The organism is Flagellimonas sp. 2504JD4-2 (assembly GCF_053642935.1).
In genome coordinates, this window is sequence record NZ_JBSIOV010000002.1 from 781,479 (window position 1) to 802,607 (window position 21,129).

24 protein-coding genes are annotated in these 21,129 nt (G+C 42.1%); 6 read left to right on the top strand and 18 right to left on the bottom strand.

The annotated features are described in order from the left end of the window. Window position 1: 1 nt before the first annotated feature. The 16 genes from ACULLH_RS10165 to ACULLH_RS10240 form a co-directional block, all read right to left on the bottom strand. Window positions 2-1,045, bottom strand: coding sequence for a D-alanine--D-alanine ligase (locus ACULLH_RS10165; RefSeq protein WP_454088635.1), 1,044 nt, complete (start codon window positions 1,043-1,045; stop codon window positions 2-4). Beyond that, complete coding sequence (locus ACULLH_RS10170; RefSeq protein ID WP_454088636.1) at window positions 1,042-1,761, bottom strand: NRDE family protein; 720 nt, start codon at window positions 1,759-1,761, stop codon at window positions 1,042-1,044. The genes ACULLH_RS10165 and ACULLH_RS10170 overlap by 4 nt, the downstream gene beginning before the upstream one ends. Continuing rightward, entirely contained in the window at window positions 1,749-2,234 is a 486-nt protein-coding gene (locus tag ACULLH_RS10175; protein WP_454088637.1) for a DinB family protein, read from the bottom strand. Before ACULLH_RS10175 ends, ACULLH_RS10170 begins: the two co-directional genes overlap by 13 nt. 5 nt (window positions 2,235-2,239) lie before the next feature. Next, entirely contained in the window at window positions 2,240-2,893 is a 654-nt protein-coding gene (locus tag ACULLH_RS10180; protein ID WP_454088638.1) for a LysE family transporter, read from the bottom strand. Window positions 2,894-2,909: 16 nt separating this feature from the next. After that, complete coding sequence (locus ACULLH_RS10185) at window positions 2,910-3,356, bottom strand: YHS domain-containing (seleno)protein (RefSeq protein ID WP_454088639.1); 447 nt, start codon at window positions 3,354-3,356, stop codon at window positions 2,910-2,912. 1 nt (window position 3,357) lies between these two features. Next, the gene (locus ACULLH_RS10190; RefSeq protein WP_454088640.1) at window positions 3,358-4,146 is read right to left on the bottom strand and encodes a hypothetical protein; all 789 of its coding nucleotides are present in this window, start codon (window positions 4,144-4,146) and stop codon (window positions 3,358-3,360) included. Window positions 4,147-4,148: 2 nt separating this feature from the next. Continuing rightward, complete coding sequence (locus ACULLH_RS10195) at window positions 4,149-5,180, bottom strand: Rieske 2Fe-2S domain-containing protein (RefSeq protein ID WP_454088641.1); 1,032 nt, start codon at window positions 5,178-5,180, stop codon at window positions 4,149-4,151. Then, on the bottom strand, window positions 5,180-5,587 hold the full coding sequence (locus ACULLH_RS10200) for a hypothetical protein (RefSeq protein WP_454088642.1): 408 nt from the start codon (window positions 5,585-5,587) through the stop codon (window positions 5,180-5,182). The genes ACULLH_RS10195 and ACULLH_RS10200 overlap by 1 nt, the downstream gene beginning before the upstream one ends. After that, on the bottom strand, window positions 5,587-5,802 hold the full coding sequence (locus tag ACULLH_RS10205) for a hypothetical protein (RefSeq protein ID WP_454088643.1): 216 nt from the start codon (window positions 5,800-5,802) through the stop codon (window positions 5,587-5,589). The genes ACULLH_RS10200 and ACULLH_RS10205 overlap by 1 nt, the downstream gene beginning before the upstream one ends. A 1-nt stretch (window position 5,803) precedes the next feature. After that, window positions 5,804-7,759, bottom strand: coding sequence for a thiamine pyrophosphate-binding protein (locus tag ACULLH_RS10210; protein WP_454088644.1), 1,956 nt, complete (start codon window positions 7,757-7,759; stop codon window positions 5,804-5,806). Between the two features lie 26 nt (window positions 7,760-7,785). After that, window positions 7,786-9,024, bottom strand: coding sequence for a cation:proton antiporter (locus tag ACULLH_RS10215; protein ID WP_454088645.1), 1,239 nt, complete (start codon window positions 9,022-9,024; stop codon window positions 7,786-7,788). A 9-nt stretch (window positions 9,025-9,033) separates the two neighbouring features. Beyond that, complete coding sequence (locus ACULLH_RS10220) at window positions 9,034-10,647, bottom strand: glutamate synthase-related protein (RefSeq protein WP_454088646.1); 1,614 nt, start codon at window positions 10,645-10,647, stop codon at window positions 9,034-9,036. Window positions 10,648-10,881: 234 nt separating this feature from the next. Next, on the bottom strand, window positions 10,882-12,288 hold the full coding sequence (locus tag ACULLH_RS10225; protein ID WP_454088647.1) for a cytochrome-c peroxidase: 1,407 nt from the start codon (window positions 12,286-12,288) through the stop codon (window positions 10,882-10,884). A gap of 305 nt (window positions 12,289-12,593) precedes the next feature. After that, window positions 12,594-13,088, bottom strand: a complete 495-nt coding sequence (locus ACULLH_RS10230; protein WP_454088648.1) for a hypothetical protein — start codon at window positions 13,086-13,088, stop codon at window positions 12,594-12,596. A 6-nt stretch (window positions 13,089-13,094) separates the two neighbouring features. Further along, window positions 13,095-13,412 (bottom strand): hypothetical protein, encoded by a 318-nt coding sequence (locus ACULLH_RS10235; RefSeq protein ID WP_454088649.1) that lies wholly within the window; start codon window positions 13,410-13,412, stop codon window positions 13,095-13,097. A gap of 51 nt (window positions 13,413-13,463) precedes the next feature. Further along, complete coding sequence (locus ACULLH_RS10240) at window positions 13,464-14,042, bottom strand: RNA polymerase sigma factor (RefSeq protein ID WP_454088650.1); 579 nt, start codon at window positions 14,040-14,042, stop codon at window positions 13,464-13,466. Window positions 14,043-14,167: 125 nt separating this feature from the next. Between ACULLH_RS10240 and ACULLH_RS10245 the strand changes: the two genes are divergently transcribed. Genes ACULLH_RS10245 through ACULLH_RS10260 form a run of 4 tightly spaced genes read left to right on the top strand, consistent with a single transcriptional unit; the run spans window position 14,168 to window position 16,466 of the window. Beyond that, the gene (locus tag ACULLH_RS10245) at window positions 14,168-14,458 is read left to right on the top strand and encodes an EF-hand domain-containing protein (RefSeq protein WP_454088651.1); all 291 of its coding nucleotides are present in this window, start codon (window positions 14,168-14,170) and stop codon (window positions 14,456-14,458) included. Between the two features lie 14 nt (window positions 14,459-14,472). Continuing rightward, complete coding sequence (locus ACULLH_RS10250) at window positions 14,473-15,240, top strand: YHYH protein (protein ID WP_454088652.1); 768 nt, start codon at window positions 14,473-14,475, stop codon at window positions 15,238-15,240. After that, window positions 15,191-15,814, top strand: coding sequence for a toxin-antitoxin system YwqK family antitoxin (locus ACULLH_RS10255; protein WP_454088653.1), 624 nt, complete (start codon window positions 15,191-15,193; stop codon window positions 15,812-15,814). Before ACULLH_RS10250 ends, ACULLH_RS10255 begins: the two co-directional genes overlap by 50 nt. 13 nt (window positions 15,815-15,827) lie before the next feature. Further along, a complete protein-coding gene (locus ACULLH_RS10260) occupies window positions 15,828-16,466 on the top strand; it encodes an SCO family protein (protein WP_454088654.1) in 639 nt (212 codons plus the stop codon). 12 nt (window positions 16,467-16,478) lie between these two features. Here ACULLH_RS10260 and ACULLH_RS10265 read toward each other — a convergent pair whose 3' ends face one another. Beyond that, window positions 16,479-18,062 carry an aldehyde dehydrogenase (NADP(+)) gene (locus ACULLH_RS10265; protein WP_454088655.1) on the bottom strand — a complete coding sequence of 528 codons (1,584 nt, stop codon included), beginning with the start codon at window positions 18,060-18,062 and terminating at the stop codon, window positions 16,479-16,481. Window positions 18,063-18,137: 75 nt separating this feature from the next. After that, a complete protein-coding gene (locus tag ACULLH_RS10270) occupies window positions 18,138-19,283 on the bottom strand; it encodes a formylglycine-generating enzyme family protein (RefSeq protein ID WP_454088656.1) in 1,146 nt (381 codons plus the stop codon). A gap of 140 nt (window positions 19,284-19,423) precedes the next feature. Between ACULLH_RS10270 and ACULLH_RS10275 the strand changes: the two genes are divergently transcribed. Both ACULLH_RS10275 and ACULLH_RS10280 read left to right on the top strand, forming a co-directional pair. Next, window positions 19,424-20,644, top strand: a complete 1,221-nt coding sequence (locus tag ACULLH_RS10275; RefSeq protein WP_454088657.1) for a sulfite oxidase — start codon at window positions 19,424-19,426, stop codon at window positions 20,642-20,644. After that, entirely contained in the window at window positions 20,644-21,129 is a 486-nt protein-coding gene (locus tag ACULLH_RS10280; protein ID WP_454088658.1) for a monoheme cytochrome C, read from the top strand. Before ACULLH_RS10275 ends, ACULLH_RS10280 begins: the two co-directional genes overlap by 1 nt.

The window sequence follows — 21,129 nt, forward strand, 5'->3', positions numbered from 1 at the left end:
ACTATATGATTTTTAATTGGGCTTCCAATTCGCCATTGGCCCGTAGCATTGCCCTTCCATCCTTAAAGCTCAAATAGGAATGCCCTTTTTTATGGTTTATGATACTGATCTCGTTGAGCATGCCCCAATGTCGGGTTATCTCTTTCCATGCAAAAAACAGCGAGTGTTTTGGGTCATAGATGTGTGTGGCCTCTCCACCTGCACCGTTGATTTCAATAATACTGAAGTTTTTTCCTTTGGAAAGATCTTCCAAGGAATTGTGCAGCACATCCAACCTGCCATAATGAAATCCGTCTATTTTGGAGCAGATATCATCGATGGTCTTGAACAGCCCCTCATTCAATCTATGGGTATCGTCGATAAATTTTGCTCCTCTGGTGTGGCTTCCAAAAGGGACCAAAATAAACTCCCTTCCCTCATCCAACACCTGGTTCAGCTTGAAACCAAACTTTTTTTTCAGCGCCTTTAATTGCAGATGACTTCTGGGGTCCCTTTTTATCAGGTCAAGAATAGAGCTTTTTCCATCACCCATGACCGAAAGAAACTTTTTGGAAACAATGCCCGTGATCTTTCCCTTGGTCTCTCCGGGCTTTCTAACATAGAAAATCCCGACTTCCTGGGTGTATGGTATGAGTTCTTGCACTAGAAAATCCTCCGGAGTCTTTGAGAAATAGTGCTTGAACTCGTCTTTGTTATGAATTTTATCCACTCCAAAGGCCTTCATCCCAATATCTGGTTTTGCTATGAAAGGAAAAGTAATCCCTGCTTCCAATACTTTCTCCAAAGCTACTTCTGGTCGTTCTTCTCTTGAAATAAATACCGTCTGGGGGATATGTTCTTGCGGAATCATCTTGTAAATCTCCATTTTGGATTCCATGGCCATGCCTCCATTTTTCATGGTAGGGTTAGCGGCATTAAAAAAGAAGAAAGAACGTGCTTTAATCGAGTAAAACAGCCAAACTGGAAACAGCGGGTAGTATATCGCCCAAAGGGGCCAATACTCCCAATGTGTCAATTTATGCCATTTTAATCTCCAGGTACTCATATCGTAAGCTGATTGGGTGAAAAAGGAATGGTGTATTTTTTATCATTCAATAAGTCGAAATGCTTCAATGCAGATTCCTCTCCGCCAAGAATCACTTGTGTAACACTAAAGGTCTTTAATCCGGTTTTCCTATCGATAATAAATCCATTCTCATAGTCATCATGGTTGTTGGAATGAAAATCAACAACATCAGAAGCCGTAATATTCTTATCTGTATTGACAAAATCCGCGAAATGGGAATTTCTCCGCTCGATAGCCTCATGATCATACAAGGTTACCGATGACCATATGTAATCCTCGGTTTTGCTCAAAGGTTTAAAATATTTTTGTGTCCCGTCCCAACGAAGTTCAATCAATGTCGATCCATCGAACAACACCAAGGTAAACGGTTCGATATTATGCAAATCCATTTCTTCAATAAATAGCTTGGGGTTGGGAGCACTTATGACTTCCAACAATACCATTCCCCTACTTTTGGCATAATCGCCGATGGATTGATGCCTTACAAAGGCACCATTCAATAATACAGCCACTGCACCATACTCATTGAGGGCAAACCATGTACCTCCGGCTTTGGGGTCTTTTGGAAAAAGTACTTTGACCGAATTTATGATCTCCTCTCTTGGCTCAAATGCATTTGGACGCGAAATATGCTCATCCCGATTTGAGGTGATGAAATAGCCGTTATTTCTGGAAATAAAACTTACTGTGCACATACTTCCCTGTGTTGCATTGTTGATGGAGCCACTCCGAAAGATTCCGGTAATTCGATTGTGGTAAAATGGTTTATCCCTACTTTGATCAGGGCGTGATGGTGAATGGTATGCTCCAAATTGTACATGACCTCACGGTAATAGTTCGATTCAAGACACGTCTCGACACCCCCAAGTTCGTAGGTAACGTTCACCATCTTATTAGGTCGTTCCAAATTGGTTTGAATGGATTGCAGCTGTTCTATGGCAAAATGAACGTCCTGTTCTATTCTCCTGTCCCTTTCGCGTCTGTCGTAGGACACATCAGCACTGTCATAACCATTGATCAGACACTGATACAGCTCAATAATATGTCTGGTGTGTTGGCCTATGGAAGCATTGAAAAGTGCTTCGCACGAATTTGCATAGCAGTCCTCCGGGAGTTGCAATAAAATTTCTTTGAATTGCTCAATAGTATCTATTGAAGATTTGAACATGACAGTTAAGGTGTTTTAAGTTTTAGGCGTTTTTTGACCAACAAGAACATGAGATAGATAGAAAAACCAAGGTACAACAGACCCATCAATAAATTGGTCAGCATACTATAGCTTTCATAATTTGTAAATATGTATTTCCCTGCAAATATGAAAAGTCCAAGTCCCATTAAGGACCCTACGCCTATTCCAAGAATATAAAGTGAATATGATTTTTTTGAGGTTTCCAATATCCCTTTTGAGGCCAGTACTTTGTTCCACGTCATCCAAAAAGGAATGTGAAGCGGATTCAGGGCACTTAACAAGAAGCCCAAAACGAATGCAGAACTGATCTGGGGAAGCAGATGTACGCTCGACCCCATTTCTGAAATCTGGGAGGAAGCCATAAAACTTTTGATCGCCAAATAAAGCAGCAATATTATCCCAAAAGGGATAAGATAGTACGATAGCTTTTCGCCAAATTGCAATCTTTCATTTCCAAATAAGGTAAGCCTGACCACAATCAGTTCCACCAGGACTACGGCAGCTGCAAACCACATGGCCGAAACCAAGCTTTGTGAGGCTGCAATATCAAAAGCGGTGATGTTCAAAGTTCCAAGGGGCAACGCACCCAAAAAACTTACAAGCAATCCCGAAAAACCAATCTTAGCGTACTTGTTCATTGTAAAGACTAAAGAACTACTTATTTTTTATTTTTTCCCAGTTTTTGTCTGCTTTATCTTGAAGTTCTTTGGGTGATTCGTTAGTCCAGAGTTGTAAAGTGTTGGTACGTCCTGAATTGTAGAACAGATACAATTTTCCATCCCGTATCTCGAATGTTTCAGGGTTGATGCTTACTTTTTTGCCTGATTTGGCCACTGCATAGGCGCAATATCCTCCATATTGCGGCACATATTTCGATGGATTGGCGGCGAACTTATCCTTATTTTCTTGGGATGAAAATTTATAGTTGACCCCATCATATTCCGTGCTTATTTCCTTACTGCCTTCTGAAGGCTTTCCATCAAAATAAGCAACTACATCATATCCATTTGCAGCGTATCCTCTTTTTGTGTTGTAATCAACGGATTGGGCATAAGTTGTGGCTCCCAGTATTAAAAACAATACAATAGCAACTTTTTTCATTCTAATAAATTGACGATTCCTTATCCAATTTTTTAATCTGGGAAACATCAATACGCATGGTATACCAATCTCCCAATTTTTCCACCTCACCGCTGAGCAGTGAAGGCTGGCCTATATAGGGAAGTATGTCTTTGTGGATTGGATTTCCTTTCAAATCTGTCAATAAAAAATGCTCTGAAATGGCATTATTGTCCGAAGTGACCAGTACCGGGGGAATTCCGCCAGAAATACAAAGCGCAGCGCAACTACGATGGATTTTTCCGTATCCTGGTTTCATAACGCCAAAATAGCATTTGGGGTCCACTATTTCGCCGGTGACCGTTTGATTTCCCTTTACTTCGGGAAGCATATAATCTTTGATTTTTGAATGCGTCAAGCTTATTTTTTGGCTGTCATCAATTTCGAGCAAGGTCTTCCCATTGTAATAGATCAGATTTCCCTCAATGGTCAAATGTTTGCCGTTAAGGGTGCCCTCCTTGTTCCTGATATCATCCAAATATTTATTTGCCCCCAATTTTCCGAATCCAAGCAAAATAACATTCTTGTAGTTGTCCTTGTCCAATTTTACATGTAACATCGGATATGGAGCTTCTTGATAGGTACCGGAAACCTTTGTCGGAGCATTAAAATCGAAGGCGCTATTGGCGGCTGGTCTTTGAAATATTCCAAACAAAACTGCACCCAGCAACAAGGACCCTATAGTTATGAACACAAACCGCCTTATTGTTTTTTTTGTCCCTTCACCCACAACATCAACATAACCGATATAAAACTCATCTTTCTTCTCCATATTCAACAGCTTATAGGTTCAACTTCGGTTCCTTCTTCAAATCCATTAGGATTGATGTAAATGGTCTCTCCATCCAATTGCAATTCATATGTAGCTACTTTTTCCGTGAACGGAGGCGGAGATTGTCCGTTATGGGGCAAATAGTGATAGCCATGCCATGGACAGGTTATACATCCATCCACAATTTTACCTTCTCCCAAAGGTCCACCTTGATGTTTGCACACATTGTGAATAGCCGAAAGTTTTCCATCGTATTTAAAAATGGCCACCCGTTCTTTCCCCACTGTAAAAATTTTGGCACGGTCATCCGGAATTTCATTCACCTCGCATACCTTCAGCCAACCATCAGTGTCCTTTTCCGATTTAAATCTGTCAATCTTGGACTCTTTAAAAGCGGCAACCAAATGCAGGCTTGTCACCGAAACAAAGCCGGCAATTATTATTCCGATGGTGAATGGGGATGTTTCCTGCTGGAATGCGCCAAGAAAAACATGCATAATGATGAGCCCGTAGGCCAGATACACCATCATATGAAGGCCTTTCCAAATTTTTGGTGACAGATTTTTCAAAAAGAAATCATGACTCGTCGAGGCCATATAAAACAGAATCAACAAAGCCAGAAAACCCAAAACCTGAAAGGGAAAATTGGCCAAGGAGCCATAATCCATGTTGGAGGTAAAGATGGCATAAAAAGGGGTTACATCTCCCAAGGTGTGAAACTGTATGATCGAAAAAGCGCCATGTACCAATGCAGCCAAAAACATACTTACGCCAAGATGGCGTCGATTGTATAAGATGGGCAAAAACTGTGGATTTAATCTACACAAAGGCCCGATTATCAAAATTATATGAAGCATCAACACTGCCAGAGAGCCAAACGCCCTTATGATCATAGTTTCTGCCGTTGTTTCGGGATTCAATAACAGCGTCAAAACCACAAAAAGCACCAAATACGATAGCATTCCAAGGGCTATGGTCTTATCGTAGGTCTTTTTGTGCTTGTTCCAGAGCACCAATCTATAATCCAATCCCATTAGAATTCCAGTTTTAGAATTTCTTGATTTTTGATTACGTCTTTTATAATGATTCCCTGAATCTCACCATTTAATCGAAAGGTATAGGAACCAACCCCATCTATTTGCCCTATGGCTTGATTTTCCCCTTCATTTCCAGACAATCCATAAACCACCGAGGAAGCACTTTTTAGAGGTTGTTTTAGGTTTAACTGCAGCACATAGGCATCAGTATTTTTTACGATTGCCATATCCATCACATCATGTTCTACCTGCTTGATGGAATTTGCCGCTATTTCCGATGTATTACTAGGTCTTTCTGTTGGATTAAAATCTAAATCCTTTATGACCATAACCAACAAAATGGGAAGTACAACGGCCAACAACAACCAAATGTATTTATGCCTTTTACGTAAGCCTGCATCCATCAGTTTGAGGTTTTGGTTTTAAACAATTTCCCAATCAGAAAGGGCCATGTGGCCACTACTCCGGGAAACAATAATACTCTGACAACTTTTTTAGTGTCAGCCATCAATGGATCAATTTTTGAAGCCCCAAAGAAGATGAAATAGAGTCCAAACAGTAATCCCAGTCCAAAATAGATGCCCAGCAGTGCCAAAAAAACCATGATAACGGTTTCCATATCAAATTAGGTTTACGTCCGCTATTACTTCCAAGACCGCTGGTCCTTTTTGGGCAAAAAGTTCTTTCATCCCGGACTCCAAATTTTCGTGGTTTTCAATTCTTTTTCCCCAAGCGCCGCACGATTGCGCAAATTCAGCAAAGTTGGGATTGGAAAGTGATGTTTTCCATACATCGAACTCTCCAGCTCTTTGCTCTTTGGATATTTTCCCCAACTCATGGTTGTTCAATACGATAAGCTTCACAGGCATATTGTACTTGACCAAAGTGGTGATTTCAGCCAAATACTGACATAATCCTCCATCACCAGCCACCGCAACAACGGGCCTTGAATCCCCAACTGCGGTCCACGCGCCTATTGATGCCGGAAGGGCGAAACCAATAGATCCCAAATATCCCGACATTAAAAAGTCGTGCTTTTTGGATTCAAAATAGCGACCGAAGGAGTAAGCATTATTACCTACATCCACACACATCACTGCATCTTCCGGAGTTAATTTGTTCATCGCTTCGAAAACGGCAATGGAACTTACCCCATTATCGGAGGTTTCCAACAATCTTTTTGCCTTTTCAGCCTTCCATATTTTCCACCGATCCGCAATTTCCTGGGTTTGATCAACCGTATTCACGTTATGCTTTAATTCGCTTTGAAACAACTCCAAGGTTCTGGATATCTCACCCCAAACAGCAACCTCAACCTTATGGAACTTACTCAAGGCCAATGGGTCAAAATCAACCTGAATAATTGGTTTTTTAGGAGTAATTCCAGTATGGTTGGAGAAAGAGGCTCCAAACACGATCAACAAATCCGATTCGTTCATAAACCACGAAGCAATCGGTGTTCCGCTTCGGCCTAAAACTCCTCCCCCCAAAGGATGATTATCCGGAATAAGTCCTTTCCCCTTAAACGTAGTTACTACACAGGCGTTCAAGCTCTCGGCAAATTTTACGACGCTTTTTTTATGGGCCCTGGCCCCGTGCCCCATGATAATTACAGGTCGTTTTGATTTTTTAATCAGTTTTACGGCATCGTTAAGAGCTTCTTTTGGAGGTGCAATTTCCATAGAGGTAATTCGTTTTTCCGAGGTTTTTGCTCTTGCCCCAGGTTTTGCTTTTCGTTCCTGCACCTCATCGGGGAAGGTTAAATGGGAAACATCCCGTTTTAAGATGGCATGCTTCACGGCAAGCGACATCAACTCTCCATGTCTACTATCGCTCTGTACCCGATGGTTGAACTCCGCTACACTCCCAAAAGCCTGTACCAAATCCACTTCCTGAAAATTCCCGGTTCCAACTACCTGGGTCGCTACCTGACCTGTGAGGGCCAACAAAGGAGCGCGGTCTACTTTTGCATCCCACATTCCTGTAAACATGTTGGTGGCTCCTGGTCCGGCAATGGAAAAACAGGCCGCCGGTTTCCCGGTCAATTTTCCGTATGCTGAAGCTGCAAAAGCTGCTGCGCCCTCGTGCCGAATCCCATAAAAATTCAATTTTCCTTGTTCTTCTTGACGTCGCATGGCATCGGCAAACCCAAGATTGGAATGTCCGACCATTCCAAAAACCTTGGTCACTCCCCAATTTACCATGGTCTCAGCCATGATATCAGACACTGTGGTTTCATGCGGTTGTTCATCTTCAAGTCCAACATAAATGGCATCACCTTCTTCCTTGACTTCAAACGTCTCAATCCCATCATCATATCCTCCTGGAGGAAGTCCGGTGCAAGGATGAAAATCCCATCCATGCCATGGACAGCGAAGCATCCCATTTTCAATGGAGCCCTCGCCCAATGGACCTCCTTGGTGCGGACATCTATTATCCAAAGCGGAAAACTTACCTTCAAAATGCGTCAAACAAATTCCTTTATGGGCCGCCGTTACTGTTTTGACCCTACCTTCTGGAAGTTCGCTTTTATTTTCGAGCACTTTGTGCCAAACTTTTTTCTTTTCAGCTGCCATCGTTAGTGTTTTTTCAAGTTAATTCATTAGTTTTTAAGCAGTTTTACCACCACCTTGTCTATCGTAAGTCCCTGAACCAGTATCGAGAATACAACCACACAGTAGGTCACGAATATCAGCGCTTCCCTAAACTCTCCTTCAGGTAATGTCAGCGCCAAGGCAATGGAAATTCCACCTCTCAGGCCTGCCCAGGTCAATACGGCCACTTTCTTTGTATTGCTGCGGTGTTCTTTTCTAAAAAATATGTTGGAGACAAACACAGAAATATATCTGGAAAATAATACTATCGGAATTGCCACCAATCCTGCAATCAGATAATCTGGATGAAAATTGAGACTTACTATCTCAAGTCCGATCAGTACAAAGAGAATGGCATTCAAAATCTCGTCCAATACTTTCCAAAAGACATTCATATTTTCTTTAAGTGGTTCACTTTGACAGGACTTATGCAGATAATCCCCTATCATTAATCCCATGACCACCATGGCCAGAGCTCCGGAAACATGAATCATGGAGGCCAGCCAGTATCCCCCCATAACCAGGGCTATTGAAATATGTACGGCAATGATGGGTGCTTCGTAGATTTTCTTAAGAAAAAGCCTTCCAACATAACCCAACGCGAATCCAAGTGCGATACCTCCAAAGGCTTCTTGGGCAAACTCCAAGAATATATGTGAGGGTTCCACGCCATGTCCGCCCGTCATTGTGGCAATGGACAACAGCGATATGAATACCACAATTCCAACCCCATCGTTGAAAAGGGATTCCCCAACAATTTTTATTTCCATATCCTTTGGTGCACCGGCTTTTTTCAGCAGCGCCAAAACCGCTATCGGGTCGGTAGGAGAAATTAGAGCGCCAAAAACTAGGCAATACACATAATCTATGTGCATACCAAATAGTCCAACCGTGAAATAGAACAGAGAGCCTATCAAAAAAGTTGAAATCAATACCCCCAAAGAGGCATAAATCAATACGGGGCCTTTCTCTTCCAACAGTTTGTGCAAGTTCACATGAATTGACCCAGCAAACAGCAAAAAACTCAGTAAAAAGTCAAAAAGGATGGTCCTAAAATCAATTTCATCAATAACGGAACACACGCTGACAAATGCATCATGGTCAATAAAGTCCAAAGTTCCTATGGCCAAGGAAGCAACTATGGCCAGTAGCATTACCCCTATGGTTTCGGGCAACTTCAACAACTTTTTGTTGATAAAGCTGAGCAGTGAGGAAAGTGCAACTATGCCTGTGAAAATCTGAAACATGATTATGGTTTAGCGAATTCCTGCATAATTGATTCCTGTGAGGTCGTGCATTTCCTTGTTGAAGGTTGAAAGGTCATCATGATTAAATTTGGATATATCATCGTATCCGCATGAACGTGCAACCACCTTGATCAAATCATTGGTAGCAGTGAAAAAGTTATACAACTGTTTGGCTGAGGATTCAATTATCAATCTGCTGCGCAAGTTTTCTTTTTGTGTTGCAATACCCACCGGACAATTGTTTGTTCCACAAGCCCTCATCCCCAAACATCCAACAGCTTGAATGGCTGAATTTGAGACTGCAATCGCATCTGCTCCCAGCATCATTGCCTTTGAAAAGTCTTCAGCAATCCGAAGTCCTCCGGTAATTACCAAGGTGACATCCGCAGCCCCAACTTTATCAAGGTATTTCCTTGCCCTTGCCAAGGCGGGAATGGTAGGTACATTAATGTTATCTCGAAGAATGGTGGGCGCTGAACCGGTTCCTCCCCCCCTTCCATCCAAAATGATATAATCCACACCGACATCCAACGCAAATTGGATATCCTTTTCGATATGGCTCGCTGCAATTTTAAAGCCTATGGGTATTCCTCCTGTTCGCTCCCTTACTTGTTCTGCAAAGGACTTGAAGTCTTCGACACCATGAAAATCTGGGAAAGTTGCCGGGCTAATTGCCGTTTGCCCTTCTTTTAACCCCCGGACTTCTGCAATCTCCTTGCTTACCTTATTCCCAGGTAGATGTCCTCCTGTGCCAGTTTTAGCTCCCTGTCCTCCCTTAAAATGAAAAGCTTGGACATTGTCCAACTTATCCCATGAAAACCCAAACTGGGCGGAAGCGAGTTCGTAGAAGTATCTTGAGTTGTTCTTTTGTTCGTCGGGCAACATTCCCCCTTCCCCGGAGCAAATTCCGGTTCCGGCCATCTCTGCACCTTTGGACAAAGCAATTTTAGCCTCCCGGGACAAAGCACCAAAACTCATATCACTCACAAAAAGTGGAATATCCAATACCAAAGGCTTTTTGGCCTTGGGACCAATGGTCACTTTGGTGGCCACTTCCTCATGGTCCAACAAGGGTCTGCTTGCCAATTGGGCGGGCAAAAATTGTATATCACTCCATTTAGGTAATGTATTTCGGTCCACTCCCATTGAAGCCGAGAATCCATGATGGCCCAAGTTTTTTAGTCCATTTCTGGCCAATTCCCTGATGTAGCCGGTGTACGGTTCCGTCTCTTCAGGATGTGTATCGGCATAGGTGCCCAAATAGGCATCTCTATCAAATGGTTGTGGATGTTCTTTTTCGAACGCAGCTACCTCATTCTCATCAATCTGAAGCGAATCACCATCAATATGTTCCTGGAACTTATGTAGCTGCTCATCGTTATTGTATTCGCTCACTCCCGTGTCGTAACGATAATCCCATCCATGGACACCACAAATCAAATTATGCCCATCGATGTGACCATCGGCTAAAAGGGCTCCTCGATGATGACATCGACCGTACAAAACAGAAATACCGGTCTCATGTTTTACAATTACTAAATCTGTGTTTTTGACAAGGGCGTAGGCGGGAATTTTTTCTTCAAGGTTGGAAACTTTGGCAATCTCAATAAGCTTTTGTGACATTCTTGGTTCAGTGTTTAGAGTTAGTTGAATTAGGTTTTAGGTCGAACAATTTTAATGCTCATTACAACAGTAAGTTAAGGCAAATACCGATATTATCCCTTAAAAACTAGCACAATGTGTCGGCTGTAGTAAGTATTGAGCAGTTTTTCCCAAAAGAAAACCCAAGTACAAATTATACTTGGGCCTTCCAATCGAACAATCCCAAAAATATGGGCAACCAAAAAACTCTATCTTTTATTCACAACCCAGATCCAGTTTAGATTGTTCATCATTATTAGGGATGCAATTGCCTGATAAAACCGCATCTGGAACATAGCGCACCAGATTGGGATCGTGCAATGCATTTTCCAAAAAATCAACCAATTGTGTTATCTCTGCATCCGTTAAATCTAAATTGCCGAATTGTTCAGCCAGCTGACTATCTGGAACCCTGTCATTTTGTTTTCTACCGTTATTTTTATACTCAACTACCTCTCGGATTGTAGTAAATGTTCCTCCATGTCCGTAAGACGGGTTATCCCTTAAATTATAAAGCGTAGGTACTTTGAATTTATACTCGTCTTCTTCGCGTTCCGTAAAAGCACCACGACCTCTTTTTACATCTTTTTTAAAACCTCTTCTGTCAAGAATGATGGTTTCACTCGGGTCAAAATCCCCCATTCCAAAAGCATGGAACTCATTCGATTTTAAGGCCGGTCCTGTATGGCACTCATAACATTTTCCTTTATCGAAAAAAATCTTTGCGCCTTCCAACTGTTGCGCTGTCATCGCCTCTTCGTCGCCTTTGAGCCAATTCTGCCATGGGGATTGGTTGGCCAACACTGTTCGATTAAAAGCTGCTATGGCCAAGCCACCGGTAATCCTTGAATACCGCTCCTCTTCCGGTAGGTCGGGAAATGCAGCATCAAAAAGGTCGCGATAGCCAAATTTATCAACAAATTCCTCATCAATTTTCAATCTGTGTACCGTTTGCCCGGTCATTCCCTGCACTTCCAAACCTTCAAAACCTAAAAGATTGTCTGGTAAATCTTCGGCATTGGTTCCGGTATTCACAAACGGTGCATTGATGCCTGCTCCCCCCAACGCTCCATTCCACAACATCACCTCTTGATAGGCAACGTTCAGTATGGTAGGTACTTTAATGGGCAGCACATCCAAAGAATCCCTTGGAAAAACATCAGAAGGCATAATGACCCTACCTTCTCCTGCGAGACCAAAACCCATACCGCCTTCACCAATGCCTTGCCGTAGTCCAGAAAAGAAGCCGGAGGCCACTGGGTGACAACTGGCACATGAATAAGTGCTCTCTGCAGATTCAATCTTTGGGTCACCACCCGTGGCCGTTTCATGGACCAGCAATTGCCCCAACGCTACCTTGGCAACTGTTATCGGGTTTAAAGGGTCTTGTGGAATATTGGAATAGTCTGTTTCATTGGGCAGGATAAAGAAGGCGTATCCTATTCCGTTGGTAGCTTCATCAAGCAATGTCACCAATTCTTCATCAGCTGGGATATCAACAAAATCATCATCTGAATTGGAATTGTCATCTAAAGGTTCAAACTCACTAGAACAACTGCTTGCGATAAAAAATAGAAAAAACAGAGTCGTAGGGAAGGTCATGTAAGGGCGTAGTTCTCTCATAAAACAAGTATTTAATTAAGTTTATGAGTAAAAATTTCTGCACCTAAGCGACTTTGTTTTTTGATTCTTATTATTTAGATGTGTTATGCAAAAAAAACTTGCGCAATGACCTCAAAAGGGGTTAAAAAAACCCAAGAACTTACGTCCCTGGGTTTCCAATAACCTAAAAATCTAATCATCAATCAAAAACATGATAATCTGCTCCATTCATTGCCTAAACATAGCACAAGGCATGAATTATTGAGCCTACATTGTTTAGATGCAGGTATGCCGAAAAACTTGCGGTGGTTAGCCGATTTTGTACGCTAATGTGGCGGAGGAGGACCCATATGACCTGGACCTGGTGGGCCATGAGGACCTGGAGGGCCAGGTCTGTGCCTTAAAGCCCTTTGAATAATGGTTTCCAGTTGTACTTTTTGGTCTTTATTACAAATACTCTCAATTTGTTTAAAGTAGTTAAAGACTTCCTTTTCTTTAGCTGCATTCAAACTTCCAATCAAATCGCTAATGGAGTCCAATTTTTTATCGGTAAAATCCGCATCGTTGATTTTGGAAAAGAGATATTCCTTTAGGTTTCTGGTACGATGGCCAATCTCTCTCATCTTAAGATGGTGAATTCTATCAATTTCGATGAATTCGGATTGCTGTCCGGGGTCAAACCCAAGTTGACTTGAAATAAACCCGCTTGGAGGACCTTTTCTTTGGTCTGGTTCTTCTTTGTCCAAAATCAGAAAGAGAAGAACACTATTCATTACCATTAAAAAAATCAACAAGGTTGCAAGGAGTATATTCTTTTTCATTCGCCCCTAATTTAAGATTGATTGGTTTTCCGAATTTGAAAGACCAAAAGCTTCAGCAAAAGTGGTTATTTGCTCCTGTTGATTTGAAGAACGATATGAGTAGATGGCCACGACATTTAAAATTACAAAAAGTATCAAGACGGCTGCCTGATATCTAGGAGTAAACCATCCCAATAAAGCAGAGGATTCTTCAACTTCCTCTGTGTTGGCCAAACGGTGAAGTACCTTGTCCTTGAAAAATGGAGAGGTGTTTACAGCTTCAATTTGGGAAGCTGACTCCAAAACCTCTTCTATTTTTTGCTGCGTAATTTTTTTACCATCCATGATTGTTAATATTATATTAATTAGATGCACTTTTTTGTACAACCTTGCAGTCTATTGTTCATTTTTATAAAAAACCGTTAAAATATCGCGTAAATTCTTCTTCGCCCTAAACATCAATGACTCTACCGAAGAGACACTTTTTTCTGTAATCTCACTGACTTCCTTATAACTTAGACCATCTATTTTATGCAGTGTAAAAACTACTTTTTGACCCTCAGGCAATTTGTTTATCGCATTGAAAAGCATTTCGCTCTGCTCTTTGTTTTCCAATTGAATCCCCGGATGATTAAACTCCGTAAAATATGAGGTCTTGTCCATTGGAACATCTCCTCCTGTTATGGATTGCATAAACCCAAAGCGCTTTTTGGCACTTTTCTTTCGAATAAATTCCAAACTCTTGTTTACCGAAACTCTGTAAATCCAGGTAGAAAGCTTGGAATTTCCCTTGAACTTGTGAATGGAATTATATACCTCAACAAAAACTTCTTGGGCAATATCCTCGGCGTCCTCCTTATTGGGAACAAATGAAATGCAGGTGTTGAAGACCTTGGTCTGATACTCATCCAACAGCCTGCTATATGCTGACTGTTTGTGATTTTTAAGATCTGCTAAAAACTGCTTGTCTTCCAATAAATTGTGTGGTTAATCTTAATGCAATTTAGAAGGTTTTTTAATAACGATGGAAAAAAGGGGGCCTACTGCACAAGTTTTTCAGAATACCTGCATCTAAAATTAAAATGTAAAACAATTGAACTATGACGAACAAAACCATGAAGCTTGGTATTTATTTAGGGATAATAGGAATCTTATCCTTTTGCAACCTATCTGCACAAAAACAGGACAAAACCGGTGATCGCAAAGGTCCTCCCTCCTTCGAAAAACTTTTGGAAAAGATGGACGAAAATGAAGATGGAAAAATCTCAAAAGAGGAAGCTAAAGGTCCATTGGAGAAGCATTTTGATAAAATTGATCTGAATGAAGACGGTCTCTTGACCGAAGAAGAGTTTGAAAAAGCACCAAAACCAAAAAGAGGTCCTAAAAAATAATAAAGTTATACCCTATGAGAAAGTATAGTATTACACCAAAGTTCCCCATAATTTTGACCACCATTACAGTTCTTTTTATAAGTTTTATAGCGTGTAGCTCGGACAGTGAAGAATCTGGTTCGGATGATGAAACCACTGGAGAGCTGCACGCTGCTTTTGCAGAATTTGATGCAAACAACACAGCTATTTATCTAGAGGGCACCAACGTGGTTATTGAAACCAACGGACTTCCCAACCATACCTCAGTATACTGGGGAAATGGACAGGACCTCTATATTGAAGAACCCGAAGTGGAAACCACACCAAGTATAATCCCCAACTTCAACGCTTCGGCTTCCCTACGAGTACCCCAAAACCCTGAATTAGCGTCAAGCAGTACCTCAACAAATATGGGGGCCATTGGCATTGCCGTAAGTGGAGCGGCAATCTTCAATGATCAAGAAGGCAGTGGCCCTCTGAACGAAGCAGCAGCAAGTCTGGATTATACGGGTGGACATATTGGACCTGCCGAATATCACTATCATCTTGAGCCAACTGCTTGGTCTGAGGATGATGATGAGTTGATCGGAATTTTAGCTGACGGATTTTTCGTCTACGGAAGAAAATGTAATTCCACTGGAGATTATCCCGATGATTTAGATGCTTCGGGAGGGCATACATCCACTACGCAACATGCCACAGAAGCAGAGTACCATTATCATATTGAAAACGAACTCTATTTAAATGAATATTATGTTATTTTCCCAGGAGATTATCAAGGCACTCCGAATTCCATCAATTAAACTGATTTCCCTTGGTGCTCTTTGTTTTCTTTTTTTGGGAAGTTGCGCACAAAATCACACCCGAAAAAGAAATATTGCACAAACGGAAGTCAGCAAAAGTAAATTGGTGTTGAACCAAACCGAAGGCAGGTGGTATCATTTAAACCTTCCATATAATGGATATGCCGTGGAATTTCATAAAAATGGAATACTTGCAGAGAGAACGGGTTACTTTGATGGAAAAAAGGAAGGTATTGCCAAAAAATGGTTCGATTCCGGGGTATTAAGAAGTCAGGCTTTTTATAGCGCCAATAAGTTGGACGGCACTTCCAAATCCTGGTGGCCCAACGGTGTAATTAGCACAGAATCCACTTATACTATGGGCGTGCGAAATGGGACGCAAAAAAAATGGTATCCCAACGGTCAGCTGGCCAGAATAATGAACCTGAAAAACGGGTTCGAGGAAGGATTGCAACAAGCATGGCTAAGAACCGGTAAACTATATGCCAATTACGAAGCCAAAAACGGTAGATTCTTTGGATTGAAACGTTCAAATCTTTGTTATGAACTTAAGGATGAGGTGGTGCAGCGGTAGTTTAATTTGGATCATGTTGGTTTTGATAGTAACCCTGCTCTCCAATTGTAAAAAAAACGCGGAAAAGGAGAGCAGGGTTCATACATTACCCTTTTACACTGATCCCTCCTTTACCCCAAAATGGATTACTCCCGATAATGACTCCATATGGGGCATGCACAGCATCCCAAAATTTTCTTTGGTCAACCAACTTGGTGATACCATCAGTGAAAAAACCTTCGCAAATAAAATTTATGTCACCGATTTCTTTTTCACTTCCTGTCCTGGTATTTGTCCCAAAATGACCAATAATATGGCTTTGGTCCAGGAAGCCTTCAAACATGATGAGCATATCTTGTTTTTATCCCATTCCGTAACTCCCGAGTATGATTCCGTGCCCATCCTGAAGAATTATGCCGATGCCAAAGGGGTAATCCCCAACAAATGGCATCTGGCTACTGGAATCCGAAAAGAAATCTATGACCTTGGAAGGTTTGCCTACTTTGTTGAAGAAGATTTGGGCATCCCCAAAGGGGATGACGATTTCCTCCACACCGAAAACTTTATCCTTGTCGATCAACATCGGCACATCAGGGGAATTTATAACGGACTCAATAAAACCGCAATCTCCCAACTCATAGCCGACATTAAAACTTTGAAAAAAGAACTCTAGTCCTTAATCCTTTTACTTCTGAAGCGTATAAGTGCCGTTTTCCAGTCTTAAAATATTCAATGGATTTCCTGTTTTCAACTCGTCTGGTAGCAAAGCATCTGGAAAATTCTGGTAGCATATCGGTCTAGTAAATCTGGTTATGGCCGCCGTTCCAACCGATGTCATTCGAGAATCCGAAGTTGCTGGAAAAGGCCCTCCATGAACCATGGAATGGCACACCTCTACTCCTGTTGGGAATCCGTTGATGAGTAACCTTCCTACTTTACGTTCCAATATTTTGAGCAGATCGGCATGTTCTTCCAAATCGGCCTCGGTTCCCTGAACGGTAGCGGTTAGGTGTCCGTTTAGACCTCTGGCAATTGCTATCATGTCCTCCTTATCCTGCGTCCGCACCAATAGTGTTGATGGTCCAAAAACTTCTTCCTCCAATTCTTTATCAGCCAGAAAATCATTCGCTGATACGGAAAGAACTTCTGGGACACCTTGGGCCTCTAGTTCTGTCTTTTTTCCGCAGGAAACTAAAGTAACAACTTCTTTTGCCTTTAATTTCTCTAGTCCTGCATTGTACGCGTTCTGGATGGAACCTGTTAGCATGGTCGCCGATTCTGCATCGGAAATACTTTCTTTTAGTACACTTTCAAAAAGGTTGCCCTCTTCTTGGTCCGGAACTATGGTCAATCCCGGATTGGTGCAAAACTGTCCCACACCTAATTGCACTGAATTGGACAAGCCTGTTGCGAGTGTTTCGTGATTTTCCTTTAAAGCACCGGGAAGTACAAAAACCGGATTGGTGCTTCCCATTTCAGCATATACCGGAATGGGCTCCTCACGCCTGGCCGCTTCGTCAAACAACGATTTACCTCCCCTAAAAGAGCCTGTAAAACCTATTGCTTTTATTAGAGGATGCCTAACCACAGCCTGTCCCACGGCTATTGAAGCTCCATGGACCATGGAAAACACCCCATTCGGCATTTCACATTTCTCAGCCGCTTTGCGGATGGCATTCCCTACCAATTCAGAAGTCCCGGGGTGGGCTGGATGCGCTTTTACAACTACTGTACAACCTGCTGCCAAAGCCGACGCCGTGTCTCCACCAGCTGCTGAAAACGCCAATGGGAAATTACTGGCTCCAAAAACCCCCACTGGGCCCAAAGCAATCTGCATCTGTCTTGTATCTGGTTTTGGCACAGGAGTTCTGCTTGGGTCGGCTGTATCAATTCTAGCATCCACCCAAGATCCATCCCTAAGTAAAGATGCAAACAACCGTAATTGACCTGTGGTTCGTCCTAATTCACCTGTCAACCTACCTCCTGGCAATCCAGTCTCTTGAGAACCGACGGCAACAATATCTTGCTCCAAATTCGCCAATTCATCGGCAATAGTTTCCAAAAAAGTTGCTTTCTCAACGCCTGATTTCTCTCTATAAGTAATAAAAGCCGACTCGGCCAATTGAACCGCTTCATCCACTTCCTGTAACGTAGCCTCGTGATAAGGGGTCTCCAATTGATTCCCTGTTGAGGGGTTACTCGCATAAAAAAGAGTTGCTCCCTTAGCGGAAGTAGAAAATCCTAAAATATTCTTCCCTGTCAATTCCATTGTTTGTAAGGATTGGTTTAAGGTTTATGATTAAAAAATGTAGACAAATGTATCTATTCAAACATTAATTGCCGTCTATTTCGAAAGCATGTCTACACTTAATACAGTTCTGAAACCCAAATGCCCCAAAGAAGAGTCCATAGTTGATGCCATTCTTGCAGAAATTCGATAACTGGCACAATAGGAATCACTGCATAAATAGGATCCTCCCCGCATTACTTTTTCCTTGGCATAAGGGTTGGTAGGATTATAGGGTTGCGCTGCACCCTTCGGATTGCGCACAATTCCTTTGGTCAAAAGTTCTTGATAGTATTTTGGATTATACCAATCGCCAGTCCATTCCCAAACATTACCAGCCATATCATAAAGTCCAAAATCATTGGCCGGAAAAGTGCCCACTGGAGAACTACCTTCAAAACCGTCAACTTTAGTGTTATTTACAGGAAATTCTCCCTCCCAAGTATTGGAGTATTTTGACAATTCTGACACATCATTTCCCCAAAAAAACAAAGTGCTGGTTTTTCCTCCCCGGGCGGCATATTCCCACTCCGCTTCGGTAGGTAACCTACGATTGGCCCATTTACAATAGGCCAGGGCATCTTCATAAGCAACATGGACCACGGGATGGTCGTCCTTTCCTTTGATGGAACTTCCTTGGCCTTCAGGGTTTTTCCAGCTGGTTCCTATGGACCAAGTCCACCATTGGGAAAAATCATATAAATTGGGAACTGAGGATTTAGTTTTCTTAAAAATCAATGATCCAGGCTGTAAAATTGAATCCGGAGGTTTTGGAGTCCCTTCTGGAAGTTGTTTTTTGAGCTCCTCCCATTCAGGGACACGTTCCGCTACGGTCACATAACCCGTTTCCTTTACAAATTTTGAAAACTCGGCATTGGTCACTTGCGTAGTATCCATAAAAAAACCATCCAAAGCAACTACATGTGCAGGTTTTTCATGGTGCATGGCTTCGTTATCCTGTGGTACCGCACCTTGCTTAAAAATCCCGCCAGGAATCCAGACCATTCCTTCAGGGACTTTGACACCTTGAGGTATTTTTTTTATCAGATCAGAGGTGTCCGCAACAATCGATTTTGCTTCATTGGAAACTTTGGTGTTGGGCTTCGGAGAACTCTTTTTTTCACCACAAGATGCCATGAGCATCAAAACGGAAGCAAAAACCAGCTTTGGAAAAGTCGACTCAAAAAAAGTTTTGTACAACATTATACGGGTAGCTTTTATTTTCTTTTGAAGGACATCAAAGGTAAATCATAATTATGTTCGGATTTTGCAATATTTGTGTTTTTTCTATATACCTTGACTTCCAAACCTGCTGATACGCCATATCCATAATCAATGAGATAATGCAACGACGAAAATTTGTTAAAAAAGGAGCCTTGATCTCCCTATCAACACTTCTTGGTGCAGAAATTATATTCGGAAAAAATCTTCCCCTGGGTTATGATTTGTTGGGACTGCAAGACCCTGACCCGTTCAAAATGTTTCACAAGGACCGGCAAATGGTTGTTCTGAATGACAAACCTTGGAATATTGAGGCCCAAGCACATTTGTTGGACGATAAAATCACCCCCAATAAATACATGTTTATCCGCAATAATGGTATAATTCCTTCCAACATTTCAGCAGATAAGTGGACGCTGTCTTTTGACGGGGAATCTGTATCCCAGAAGAAAACCTATACCCTTGAAGAGCTCAAGTCAAAATTCAAACAACATACTTATCAACTTACACTCGAATGTGGAGGAAATGGCCGAAGTGAGTTTGACCCTCCCGCGAAGGGAAATCAATGGACTGTTGGGGCGGTTTCATGCGCACAATGGACGGGGGTTCGGCTCAGGGATGTTCTGAACGATGTCGGTATCAAAGATGATGCGGTTTATATCGGATATCACGCAGCTGACACACACTTAAGTGGCGACCCGAATAAAGAACCTATTTCAAGAGGGGTTCCAATGTCGAAGGCACTTCAAGATGAAACCCTCTTGGCATTTAAAATGAATGGTGAGGATATTCCTTTGGCCCATGGTTATCCGCTTCGATTGATTGCCGGAGGATGGCCTGCTTCCGCATCGGGAAAATGGCTAAACGGCATCAGCGTACGGAATCAAATGCATGACGGAGCGAAAATGACCGGTACCGCATACCGCGTGCCCTGCGAACCTGTGGCTCCCGGCGACGAGGTTGCTGATGAAGATATGTGTATCATTGAATCCATGCCCATTAAATCCTTGATAACCTATCCAAAAAGCGGAGCTATTGTCAATGAAGGGAAAAATTTAAAAATTCGAGGTCATGCCTGGGCCGGGGAATTGCGTGTCTCCAAAGTGGAATACTCCATTGATTTCGGAAGTACCTGGAAAGCCTGCTCACTTGAAAATCCTTCAAATCGTTTGGCATGGCAACATTTTAAAGCCGATGTTCAGTTTCCGCAAAAGGGATATTATGAGGTTTGGGCTAGAGCTACGGATTCCCAAGGAGTTTCGCAACCTATGCTGTTGCCTGGCTGGAATCCAAAGGGCTATTTAAACAATGCCTGTCATCGAATAGCCATAAAAGTCAGTTAATGGACAATCCCACAAAGTTTAGAAAAAGTGCAGGAAAGGTATATAGGCTCATGTACCTTGTATTTTTTGTTTTTGTGATGATTGCCGGGCTCCTAATTTATGTGATGATAGACCCTTCCTTTTCAGCATTCAAAAAAAATGATGCTGAAAACAGTTATGTTTCCATTCCACAGGAAAACGAAGTCGATTTTGATAAAATAGAAGATGGTATCCATCTGCGCACAGGGCTTGTTGATGGGGATGGCCTAATGTTGGTGGTCAATAATTGCACAAACTGTCATTCTGCCAAATTGGTCACGCAAAACCGCATGAGCAAGGAACAATGGTCCGCCACGATTCGATGGATGCAGGAAACGCAAAATTTATGGGATCTCGGACAACATGAAGAACCCATTGTCAACTATTTAGCTACCCATTATGCTCCCAAAAAGGAGGGGAGACGCAAAAACTTGCGTGATATCGAATGGTATGAATTGAAGGAATAG

Coding starts and splice junctions, on each gene's coding strand:
- ACULLH_RS10205 (WP_454088643.1), bottom strand. CDS start 5,802: ATGGAAACCGTTATCATGGTTTTTTTGGCACTGCTGGGCATCTATTTT.
- ACULLH_RS10175 (WP_454088637.1), bottom strand. CDS start 2,234: ATGTTCAAATCTTCAATAGATACTATTGAGCAATTCAAAGAAATTTTA.
- ACULLH_RS10280 (WP_454088658.1), top strand. CDS start 20,644: ATGGACAATCCCACAAAGTTTAGAAAAAGTGCAGGAAAGGTATATAGG.
- ACULLH_RS10180 (WP_454088638.1), bottom strand. CDS start 2,893: ATGAACAAGTACGCTAAGATTGGTTTTTCGGGATTGCTTGTAAGTTTT.
- ACULLH_RS10230 (WP_454088648.1), bottom strand. CDS start 13,088: ATGAAAAAGAATATACTCCTTGCAACCTTGTTGATTTTTTTAATGGTA.
- ACULLH_RS10195 (WP_454088641.1), bottom strand. CDS start 5,180: ATGGGATTGGATTATAGATTGGTGCTCTGGAACAAGCACAAAAAGACC.
- ACULLH_RS10210 (WP_454088644.1), bottom strand. CDS start 7,759: ATGGCAGCTGAAAAGAAAAAAGTTTGGCACAAAGTGCTCGAAAATAAA.
- ACULLH_RS10260 (WP_454088654.1), top strand. CDS start 15,828: ATGTTGGTTTTGATAGTAACCCTGCTCTCCAATTGTAAAAAAAACGCG.
- ACULLH_RS10200 (WP_454088642.1), bottom strand. CDS start 5,587: ATGGATGCAGGCTTACGTAAAAGGCATAAATACATTTGGTTGTTGTTG.
- ACULLH_RS10245 (WP_454088651.1), top strand. CDS start 14,168: ATGACGAACAAAACCATGAAGCTTGGTATTTATTTAGGGATAATAGGA.
- ACULLH_RS10235 (WP_454088649.1), bottom strand. CDS start 13,412: ATGGATGGTAAAAAAATTACGCAGCAAAAAATAGAAGAGGTTTTGGAG.
- ACULLH_RS10220 (WP_454088646.1), bottom strand. CDS start 10,647: ATGTCACAAAAGCTTATTGAGATTGCCAAAGTTTCCAACCTTGAAGAA.
- ACULLH_RS10265 (WP_454088655.1), bottom strand. CDS start 18,062: ATGGAATTGACAGGGAAGAATATTTTAGGATTTTCTACTTCCGCTAAG.
- ACULLH_RS10165 (WP_454088635.1), bottom strand. CDS start 1,045: ATGAGTACCTGGAGATTAAAATGGCATAAATTGACACATTGGGAGTAT.
- ACULLH_RS10170 (WP_454088636.1), bottom strand. CDS start 1,761: ATGTGCACAGTAAGTTTTATTTCCAGAAATAACGGCTATTTCATCACC.
- ACULLH_RS10270 (WP_454088656.1), bottom strand. CDS start 19,283: ATGTTGTACAAAACTTTTTTTGAGTCGACTTTTCCAAAGCTGGTTTTT.
- ACULLH_RS10185 (WP_454088639.1), bottom strand. CDS start 3,356: ATGAAAAAAGTTGCTATTGTATTGTTTTTAATACTGGGAGCCACAACT.
- ACULLH_RS10190 (WP_454088640.1), bottom strand. CDS start 4,146: ATGGAGAAGAAAGATGAGTTTTATATCGGTTATGTTGATGTTGTGGGT.
- ACULLH_RS10225 (WP_454088647.1), bottom strand. CDS start 12,288: ATGAGAGAACTACGCCCTTACATGACCTTCCCTACGACTCTGTTTTTT.
- ACULLH_RS10275 (WP_454088657.1), top strand. CDS start 19,424: ATGCAACGACGAAAATTTGTTAAAAAAGGAGCCTTGATCTCCCTATCA.
- ACULLH_RS10215 (WP_454088645.1), bottom strand. CDS start 9,024: ATGTTTCAGATTTTCACAGGCATAGTTGCACTTTCCTCACTGCTCAGC.
- ACULLH_RS10250 (WP_454088652.1), top strand. CDS start 14,473: ATGAGAAAGTATAGTATTACACCAAAGTTCCCCATAATTTTGACCACC.
- ACULLH_RS10255 (WP_454088653.1), top strand. CDS start 15,191: ATGTTATTTTCCCAGGAGATTATCAAGGCACTCCGAATTCCATCAATT.